10 protein-coding genes are annotated in these 10,034 nt (G+C 41.3%); 1 reads left to right on the forward strand and 9 read right to left on the reverse strand.

The features are described 5' to 3' along the window. Both IQ228_RS13345 and IQ228_RS13350 read right to left on the reverse strand, forming a co-directional pair. Positions 1 to 286, reverse strand: a 286-nt coding sequence (locus IQ228_RS13345; protein WP_193963097.1) for a helix-turn-helix domain-containing protein, incomplete at its 3' end; no start/stop codon positions are given. Between the two features lie 152 nt (positions 287 to 438). After that, the gene (locus IQ228_RS13350; protein WP_193963098.1) at positions 439 to 735 is read right to left on the reverse strand and encodes a hypothetical protein; all 297 of its coding nucleotides are present in this window, start codon (positions 733 to 735) and stop codon (positions 439 to 441) included. 248 nt (positions 736 to 983) lie between these two features. Here IQ228_RS13350 and IQ228_RS13355 point away from each other — a divergent pair, with 248 nt between their 5' ends. Beyond that, entirely contained in the window at positions 984 to 1,292 is a 309-nt protein-coding gene (locus IQ228_RS13355) for a hypothetical protein (RefSeq protein WP_027400811.1), read from the forward strand. Between the two features lie 262 nt (positions 1,293 to 1,554). On the opposite strand, the gene IQ228_RS13360 is transcribed toward IQ228_RS13355, so the two are convergent. The 7 genes from IQ228_RS13360 to IQ228_RS13385 form a co-directional block, all read right to left on the reverse strand. Further along, positions 1,555 to 1,917 carry an ImmA/IrrE family metallo-endopeptidase gene (locus IQ228_RS13360; protein WP_228043862.1) on the reverse strand — a complete coding sequence of 121 codons (363 nt, stop codon included), beginning with the start codon at positions 1,915 to 1,917 and terminating at the stop codon, positions 1,555 to 1,557. Positions 1,918 to 2,073: 156 nt separating this feature from the next. Further along, on the reverse strand, positions 2,074 to 2,802 hold the full coding sequence (locus IQ228_RS13365; RefSeq protein WP_193963099.1) for a HigA family addiction module antitoxin: 729 nt from the start codon (positions 2,800 to 2,802) through the stop codon (positions 2,074 to 2,076). 26 nt (positions 2,803 to 2,828) lie between these two features. Then, entirely contained in the window at positions 2,829 to 3,128 is a 300-nt protein-coding gene (locus IQ228_RS26635) for a transposase (RefSeq protein WP_338059009.1), read from the reverse strand. After that, the gene (locus IQ228_RS26640; protein WP_228043863.1) at positions 3,091 to 3,291 is read right to left on the reverse strand and encodes a hypothetical protein; all 201 of its coding nucleotides are present in this window, start codon (positions 3,289 to 3,291) and stop codon (positions 3,091 to 3,093) included. Before IQ228_RS26640 ends, IQ228_RS26635 begins: the two co-directional genes overlap by 38 nt. A 1,059-nt stretch (positions 3,292 to 4,350) precedes the next feature. Further along, a complete protein-coding gene (trpE, locus tag IQ228_RS13375; protein ID WP_193963101.1) occupies positions 4,351 to 5,862 on the reverse strand; it encodes an anthranilate synthase component I in 1,512 nt (503 codons plus the stop codon). Positions 5,863 to 5,971: 109 nt separating this feature from the next. Continuing rightward, positions 5,972 to 6,388, reverse strand: a complete 417-nt coding sequence (locus tag IQ228_RS13380) for a photosystem I reaction center subunit II PsaD (RefSeq protein WP_015079642.1) — start codon at positions 6,386 to 6,388, stop codon at positions 5,972 to 5,974. A gap of 566 nt (positions 6,389 to 6,954) precedes the next feature. Continuing rightward, the gene (locus IQ228_RS13385; RefSeq protein ID WP_027400815.1) at positions 6,955 to 8,973 is read right to left on the reverse strand and encodes a DICT sensory domain-containing protein; all 2,019 of its coding nucleotides are present in this window, start codon (positions 8,971 to 8,973) and stop codon (positions 6,955 to 6,957) included. Positions 8,974 to 10,034 lie beyond the last annotated feature (1,061 nt).

Here is a 10,034-nt window from a genome sequence, read left to right on the forward strand (position 1 = left end):
AACACCTATCCCATGCTTGGCGTAAGTCAGTTAACGCCTTTTGTGGGACATTTTTGTTAACTTCGTAATACCAAGCGTGTTCAGATTTAACCTCGGCGACTAACTTTTTATGCAAGTCAATCGCTGAGGGTAATTTAAGTTTTTCGCCTTCTTTTTGAGCAGCTAAAATATCCTTGATTTGAGCATTTGCCCAGTTATAGGCGTGTCTAGCTACTCCAGATGCTTTACGAAAAGCTGTAACCTGTCCGTTATTTGGAATTAATGCGGTTTTGAATGATAAAAGCATTGATTCGACCTTCAATGTTGTGTTATGATATCTAGTATATCAGATATATTAAGATTTGGCAATGCCTCGGATTAAATTTAAGCCACAAAATCAAGTAGCCTCCGATAAATCACCCTTGCAATTTAAGGTTTTACCTGGAGTCAGGGAAAAAATTAAAACCGTCCCTGATTGGCAGCAACGGTTGAGGGATTTTGTTGATCAACTTCTTGAAGACTTGGACAAACAGTAATATATGGATAGTTATGGGTAGAAATTATCAAGCTGCTTCTACCCCCAAGAAAATCACCAAATGATAGCGAAGCACTACTGCAAGTAAATCGCCTAATTCTTAAAGCGATCGCCCATTTCTTAAAAAATCGCCTAATTCTCAATGCGATCGCCCATTTCTTAAAAAATCGCCTAATTCTCAAAGCGATCGCCCATTTCTTAAAAAATCGCCTAATTCTCAAAACGATCGCCTAATTCTTAAAAGAATCGCCTAATTCTCAAAGCGATCGCCTAATTCTTAAAAGAATCGCCTAATTCTCAAAGCGATCGCCCATTTCTTAAAAAATCGCCTAATTCTCAAAGCGATCGCCCATTTCTTAAAAAATCGCCTAATTCTCAAAGCGATCGCCCATTTCTTAAAAGAATCGCCTATTTCTCAATGCGATCGCCTAATTCTCAATGCGATCGCGTTCTTCTACAAAACGGTTAAGTGGTCGGAAAAAAAGCACAGTCTCATTCCAAATTATCCACACCTGCTACCTGTGTGGAGGAATTCTATAAAGTTATTGGGGAATTACTGAGTCCAGGTAATCCTCATGGGTTGTATCTAATTGCCTGGAGTGCCTCGCTTATCCAGAAATTTCACTTACAAACTGTTGTTGAGCCAATAGATTTAATTCATGATGCCTTTCTTCGTGGCGTTAAGACATTAGAATCTGGAACGTCTATTAAATATCCATTAGCATGGTGTCGAGGAACAATCTACAACGTAGTTAGAGAAAAAAGTCGGATTAGCTAAAATCAGTAAATATGTAAACTCTGCCTGTCAAGAAACATTTGTGGTACAATTTAGCTAAGGGTCAACACTTCAAAAACGCTCCTCAAGACCCTTTTATATTTTATACCCAATGCCTTATGTGAATTAAAAATTTGCAAACAACATCAAAGGTTGTGGCTTTTACGTTAATCGTAATTTCTACCTCTGTGAACGAGACTACGGTGTTTCAGCATCTAACTCACATAAGGCCTACCGAAAAATCAAAACATCAAATATCTCTCAATTATTTATCAATCCATTGTTCTAACAAGGGACTTACTTTTACAAGTAATGCTCTGAGATTTTTTTGCGGAACTATTTCTTCATGATGTAACCGCCCTAAAATAATACCTGGATGTCGGTGTTGTGTTTGGGCAAATTCTTCAACTGCACGGCGTGAAAAGAATTTTCCAGTTTTGCTAACAAAGTTGTTTAAGGCTTGAGTTTCTATTAACCAATGGGCTGCTTGTTGATTAGCTGCTTGTTCTTCTCCATTTTCTGCTAATGCTTCTAAATTATCTAAATAAGCTCCTTGATGTCCGAGAACAATATGCGCTAATTCATGCAGGAGTGTGAACCAAAATGAGTCAATTCTGTCATATCTCAATGTTAAGAGGATGTTTTAAAAGTATTAGATGAAACCGATAATCTCCAAAAACCTAACCCCCCTGCCCCCTTCCCTACGAGGGAAGGGGGTTTTCAAAGCCTCTCCCCGCGTCGGGGAGAGGTTTGGAGAGGGGTCTGTTTATACATTAAAAACTTTTCAAACACCCTCTAAGGCGACAACGGGATTATTGTTTAAATAAAAGGCTGCACCATCTAAATAGGTTTTACTGAGATGGGGGACAATGACAAAATGTACGCCTAAATCTGTGAGTAATTTAGGAATATGTACAATGTTTTCTAGTTGTGCAGCATGGGTGAGAATTGTGGGTATTGCTGCTTCTAGGTGAGAACGGTTAAAAGCGGGGATGGTTTGCTGTTTGGCTAGGTTTTCTACTCGTTTTACCCAAACTATTTGGGATGTTTCTTCTGGTTCTAAATGCTGTGAGCAACGAAAGTTAACATCTAATTTGGGGGTTTCATTTAAAGAAAATATGCCTAAAAAATTACAAACTTGCTGCTCTAATTCATCTAAGGAATTGGTTTTAGGAATCCAATTATTTTTAATCAGTTCTGGGATGGGAGCAAGGGTATATAAACGGCTTTTACGGGCTATATCTGGCTCGGTTTTTTGTTTACTTGCTAAATGCAAGCGATATTTGGCTTCTAAGTTTGTCCAAAATTCTGGTGATGTCCCAAAGGCTTGGGAAAGTTCCAGGGCTGTTTCTGGAGTAATTTGCTTATTACCGCGAATAATTTCGTTGATGGTTTGCACAGGCCGACCCATGATTTCCGCTAGGTCTTTCTGTGTCCACCCCCGCGCTTCTAGTTCTCGACTTAAAATTCTGCCTGGGGTTGGTACTCTTGCTGGTGCTAGTTTTTGGTTCATATTTCTGTTTCCCCTGCTGCGTGGTGTTAGTGGTAGTCTTCGATATCAATAATGCACCACAAACGGATAGACAATCGTTCCATTTGTGGGTCGTTAACCTCGACAGTTTCATCTGGTGTCCACCATGTACTTGAGTCATTCAACTTAAATTTTGCACCATGAGAACGGGGACGACCTTTGCCGCTATAAGGTGGTGGTGCATCATATACCACTCGATTGGGACGTAACCGCATTAATTTATCTGCGGGGATATCACTCGTTTGATTGATAAAACTAGCACAGCCATATTCACAAATCCCACAAGCTAATCGGACGTGTAGGTAGATTTTCGCACACCAGCTTTAGCTGTGCAGCGGCTTTTTGAATTGGATTCTCAAAACTGGTAATGCGTTGATGTAATAGCGGTAAAGCCCAACTTCCAGATGTCTCTGGGATGACTGCAATTGTGCTGTAGCCTTGTCCCAAGGTTACGGGTTTTGTTCCTGACATTGGTTGTTCTTGATGCTCATAGGTTTTGTCCTTTAACGTCGGTGCATCTATTCTCGCCCAAGCTGTATGATCTCCCGGTCAATTTTACATCACTGACCGCTTTTTTTCGCCAATTCTTTATTCTCTATAATCTGTAGTATTTTTAACTCACTTTTTCTCAGTAGTTTTAACTACTATCTCTGTTTTTAGTCTAAACTCCAGAACTAAGGGACTTCCAATTAAAAAAATCCCCAAAAGTTTCTTGTGGTGCGGGCATCTTGCCCGCTAATTACCAGGGACAGGCAGGATGCCCATCCCACAAAATTGGGTAATTTATTTTTTGGTAATCCCTTAATTCTTGATCAGACATTTGAATTGTCCGCAAGACTTCATCTGTAATCACCTTAAACAACGAATTGCTTCAATAGCAATAAGTAGTGAGACAGAATTAATTACACAATGTTATTGCGTAAGAGGGTGTTTGAGAAGTTTTTAATGTATAAACAAACCCCTCTCCAAACCTCTCCCCGAAGCGGGGAGAGGCTTTGAAAACCCCCTTCCCTCGTAGGGAAGGGGGCAGGGGGGTTAGGTTTTTGGAGATTATCGGTTTCATCTAATACTTTTAAAACATCCTCTAAGCGTTGCGTGGCGTTAGCCATATGGAACGAAGTGAAATGAAGCAATTTCAATGGTTGTGATTGCTTCCCTTCCCTCGCAATGACTGTAAATATTTTTGTCCAATTACTTGTACTCAAAACGGCTAGAAGCTGGACTTTTTTATCATCCAAATAACAAGTTCAAAGCCTCTCCAATTATAAAAGCTGCTCCTTTTCCCTCCCCTACAAGGGAGGGAAAAGGAGAGGTGTGGGGAGAGGTTTACCAGAGGGGTTTCATATTTGGTTAAACTATGAACAGTTCTTCCATTCGCTTCTGGAATTCATCAGTAAATTTAAATAAATTGAATTTATCTACTTTTTCAACTTGAATTCGACCAAGTAGTGTTGAAGGTCTACTAATAGCTGGTATCATAGTTTAACTCCAGTATTGATTTTAATTTCCCTTCTTTCTAAAAAGTAGAGTTTATCGTAAACAACGAATTGCTTCTAATAACCCTCTAGCTTTATTCAGAGTTTCTTCATATTCCTTTTCTGGGTCAGAATCAGCTACCAAACCTGCACCAGCTTGGACAGTCACCGTCTGATTATGTAATACCATAGTTCTGATAGCGATCGCACTATTCAATTGTCCTTCAAAATCGTAATATCCATACACACCAGAATAGACACCTCGACGGCTGGGTTCTAACTCATTAATAATTTCCATCGCCCTGATTTTAGGCGCACCGCTGACAGTCCCCGCCGGAAAGCACGCTTTGAGTAAATCCCATGCAGTTTTACCTGGCGCTAACTTACCCACCACATTACTGACAATGTGCATAACATGAGAGTAGCGTTCAACGATCATTAATTCATCAACCTTCACACTACCACTGCTGCACACCCGCCCTAAATCATTGCGTCCTAAATCAACTAACATGACGTGTTCGGCGATTTCTTTGGGGTCTTGAAGTAAATCAGCGGCTAAAGCTGCATCTTCCTTTGTAGTTTTCCCTCTTGGTCGAGTTCCCGCAATGGGACGGACTGTGGCGATGATTTCCCCTTCATCATTGCATTCGGCTTTGACCATGACTTCGGGGCTAGAACCAATAATTTGCCAGTCTTGGAAGTTAAAATAAGCCATGTATGGCGAAGGATTGATTTGCCGCAAAGAACGGTAAAGGGCGAAGGGATTACCTGTATATTCTGTGGATAAGCGTTGTGAGATGACGACTTGGAAAATATCACCAGCTTTGATATGTGCTTTGGCTTTTTCCACACTGGCGCAAAATTCGGGACAGGTAAAGTTGCTGGTATAGTCCTCTATGCCCGCTTTAGGCTTGTTTCCAGGGGCTGTCCAAGCTAATTTGGTGTTTTCTGGTGATAGGGGCAAAGATAGCTTCCTGACCATTTCCTGAATGCGATCGCTCGCCTTTTGATATGCTACCTCTAACCCGGCTGGATCACGTAAATCTGCGTAGGCGATCGCCCAAATTTTCCGTTTTACCTGGTCAAAAATCAATAACTGGTCTACCTGCATCCATAATCCATCAGGGATATTGCGTTCATCTTGAGGATGAATTGGTACACGCGGCTCAATCCAATTTATTAATTCATAACCCCAAAACCCAAATAAACCACCAATTCCTGAAGGTAATTCTGGTAATTTTACTGGGTGATATGGTGCTAAACACTCAGATAAAACTGTAAACGGATCACCTGTAAAAACCTGTTGATCACCATTTCGATGGGTTTGGGTGGTTTTATCACCCCTTGCTTCCAAAATCCACAAAGGATCACAACCTAATAAACTATAACGGCCTACGGTTTCGCCACCTTCCACCGATTCCAGCAAAAAGCTATAAGGTTGATCTGCACAAACTTTATACCAAGCGGATACAGGTGTATCTAAGTCGGCTACCCATTCCTGATACACTGGCACAAAATTACCTTGGACAGCAAGTTTCTGAAACTGGTCGAAATCGGGAAAAATCATAATAAAAATTAACAGTTAAAAATTAAAAGTGAGTTTTTTGTCATGGGCAAGGGGGCAAAGTTTATTCTTCTTCCCCATTACCCATTACCTATCACCCATTGCCTAAGGATTAAGCATCGTGAGTAGCTTTACCGCTGAATTTGATTTGTGCAGGGTTGGGGTTTTGACCGATTCTGCGGGGTACGTGACGCACCATAGAACGTCCAGCATTTACCTTTTCAGGGAACACGCCATCAGCAGGGTGAATCATGGTAGTTTCGCCGCCGGGGAGAATGCGGTAAACTTTGTAGTCGGTAATTTTAAATTTGCGAAGTTGTGCGCCTAAAGCAATACCGTACTCTTTGCGAGCAATGTAAAGTAGGTTTTCGCCTTTTACCATTTTAGCAGCGCCACCAGTGGGCATTTCAAACACTTGCTCTTTGGGACTAGTCCAGGTGATAGCGTACTTTTCTTCTACATCAGCTTTTGTGAGTAGCCCGCCAGTGCTGCCACCAAAGATTGGGGTTTTTCCAGTCAAAGTTGCCATAAACTGTGTCTTGTAGGTTTTTACGGCATACTAACATTGGAACTCGACTTATGTTGCGATCGCGTTATAGACTGTAACAGTTTTTAGGGACTTCCAATTAAAAAAATCCCCAAAAGTTTCTTGTGGTGCGGGACGAATTGCCCGCTAATTACCAAGGACAGGCAGGATGCCCATCCCACAAAATCGGGTAATTTATTTTTTGGTGATCCCTTAGTGATTGGTTGGTTGTCAGTCGTCAATTATAAGGAAGAACGCCGAAAACCCTTGAAAATGTGGCTGACTCAGGAAGCCACATTTGGACTTTAGACAAGGGATGAAGGCTAGAGGCACGATAAATCCTGCCTTGACGTTAATTTGAAAATTTGAAATAATTTCAAATTTTAATCCATATTCGTGATACAACTATATTGTCACTAAAGACATAAAAAGCTACCGAGGGACTCTCGGAAAGTTACGCTTGTCAGATATGATTTCGCCCGCCAGGGCCAACGAAATCAGGGCAAGAACCCAAATATTTAAGGCAGTGCCTGAAACTGGGATAACTGAGGGATATAGACTGAAACTCTCTATAGAATCTCCGCGTCTTTAGACCGGAGAGTGTCAATTTCCTGACTACCATACACAATGGGAATAGTAAAATGGAACTGACTGCCTTGGTCTTTACCTGTGGAATCTGCCCAAATTTTTCCATGCCAGCCATTGACAATTTGCCGACAAATGGCTAAACCTAAGCCAGTTCCCCCGGTAGTTCGGCGCAATGCCCCTTCCTCTTGATAAAAGCGGTCAAAAACGATTTCTAGGCGGTTGGGTTCAATTCCTCGCCCTGTGTCCGCTACGGTGACTTCTAGCATCTCCTGATCATTGCTAATGGCTTTCAGAATAATTTGCCCAGAAGAGGGAGTAAATTTACAAGCATTGTCTACAAGTTTGGCGATTACCTCCACTAACCAATCACCATCAGCCCTGACCAAAGGTAGGTTGTCGGAAATTTGAGTTGTGATTTTGGGTATTTTTTCTTGGCTAGAGCGTGTCCGTAAGCGACTGAGGGCTAAATCTATACATTCTTGAATGGTTAATGATTCAGGATGCCATTCTACCCGACCGCTTTCTAAGTTAGAAAGGGTTAAAAAGTCTTGTACCAGTTTCCGCATTCTTTCGGAATCGGTAAGGGCTGTACTCAACATTATTTGTTGCAATTCCCAAGGCATATCCGGTTCAGTAGCCAAGCTTTCTAAACAAACTTGAATGGTGGATAATGGAGTGCGGAGTTCGTGTCCTGTAATGGCAATTAAATTACTCCGGGTGCGGTCTAAAGCTTCTAGTTGTTGGTTGAGTTCTTCTAAATTGGCAAAAGATTCGGCTTGAATCAGGGCTGTACCAATTTGGGTGGCGATCGCTTTCACTAAGTCTAACTCCCCTGGTTGCCATTCATGGGGAGGAAAATGGCAATCATGTAACTCCACAATTCCCAATAGTCGCCCTTGATATAATACCGGTTCGATCAACCAAGAACGCACGCCAAACTGCCTGACAATGGACGATAAGGCTGGTGATTTCTTGACTTGAAAGTCCCCCAGGGTATCAGCCACACATACCCCCTCAAGCTGTTGTAGCACCTGCTGAAATAGGGGATTATGTTCTAACTCCCAACTTTGACCCAGTACCGATGAGATATTAGAGTTCAAAAATTCATGTTCAATTGTAGCTTTGGCATCTGTAGCTTGGGCGCGATAAATTAGACAACGACAGGCTCCTAAATGTTGTCCTAACTCTTGCGCTGCCACTTGGAGAATTTCCCGTGGATCAAGCGATCGCCTAATTGCTGTACTAATCGAATTTACCAGCCGTTCTTTCTGAGCTTGAGCCGCAATCGAACGGTAAGCTTTATGCAGCTTATACTGACTAGCTTGCAGATATGTCACCAACCTCTGCACAAACGGGTCAGTATCAAGATCACAAGCATACTCATGATAAGAATTGATCACTGACCTACCTGTTAATTTCCCAATTCCCAACCGACTGGACACTTCATCCACTTTTTCCGCTAAATCTGGACGATACGCCTGAATTCTATCTAATAACAATTGGGCAGCTTTTAAACACACTCCTTTTTCCGATGTCCAAATCCCCTCAAATCTTTGCGCTGTATCCATATCCAAGTTAGGGAGCATCTCTGAGGTATGTTGATTTTTAGCCAGAGAACCCAAGCTTTCTCTACAGATTAAACAAGTAGCATAATTATCAGCAACTACTAGCAAATGCCATTCTTGAGCTAAAGCATCATCATGCTCAAAAGCGATCTTTTCATAATATTCTGAGCTATTAGCAAACTCCGTTTCTGGTGCAGATAATACATATATTTGATTACTTTTTTCTGCCAGTTTTTGATAACGATGGGCTTCTTGACGGTAAAATCGCTCTTTCTGAAAACTAGCAATAATCAGAGGACGATCCAAATTAGCGGCTAAAACCTGATCCTCCATAGCATGGGAGAGCGCAGTTAGTGAAGCCTTAAAATATAACTGAGGTCGTAGATGGGGGAGTGAGTCTAGTAAATCACTCAGTACAGAAGTATAAATACTCATTAGTCATTAGTCGTTAGTCAGTGGTCACTGGTCATTAAACACATACAGCAATAGACAATAGGCAATAGGCAAGAGTAAAGAAGTTTTCAGAGATTTGAGTGAGATAGAATTAATTACACAATGTCATTGCGTAAGCGTTGCGTGGCATTAGCCATATGGAACGAAGTGAAATCAAGCAATTCCAAGGGTTGTGATTGCTTCCCTTCCCTCGCAATGACTGTAAATATTTTTGTCCAATTACTTACGTTTCTTTACACAGTTTGGTTTTATTGTGTTCACCTACTTATATTATCTATTACCTATTGCCCTTATCCATTACTAGTAGCAAGAACATTGATCTATTTTCATAAGAACACCCGGTAAGTGGGAAACGAGCGCGTCTTTAGACCTGAGAGGGAAACGACACGAGCGGTTTTAACCGCTGTGGATATTAAAATTGAAACCAGATTTTTGATTGGAATCTGGAAACCAACTCCCATTTCTGGGGTAATGTTAGCTGATGCCTACGGCACGCTGCGCGAACGACCTGTTATAAGAGCTTGCTTGAGCTTGCAACACTGTTCCAGTTACCTTAGAACTGTTTAATCACAAGCGACAGAGCAGGGAACTGGCAACGCATTCGGTGGGTGTCGTGACTCAAATAACGGCTACCCTTCGACAACGCTTAGGGTGGTCTGGTCAGTACGGCTTGCTTGATTACTCTTGCAAGCCCAATCCCTTTAGGGCTGGGTTACTGACGATTCCAATATAGCTTTGTTGGCAACTAACGCCAAAACACTATAACAGGGGCTAATGTACGATTCTAACAAACTCGCCCAAAAAATTGGTATTCTTAGAAATTAATATACTTAGTTTAGAATAGCCTAAAAAGATTGTTTATATTTGTTTTTGTCAATATAGTAATTCAGCTATTAGTAATTTTACTGAAAATATTAAATACAGGAATCCGACTGGTAAGCTGTTACGCAGCTAAATTTGATAACCATAATTTACTTAAACTTTGTAGTGCGGGCATCTTGCCCGCTAGAATTATACAAACTAAATGCACAACAGCTTAGTGA

Source organism: Dolichospermum sp. LEGE 00246, assembly GCF_015207865.1.
GTDB lineage: Bacteria > Cyanobacteriota > Cyanobacteriia > Cyanobacteriales > Nostocaceae > Dolichospermum > Dolichospermum heterosporum.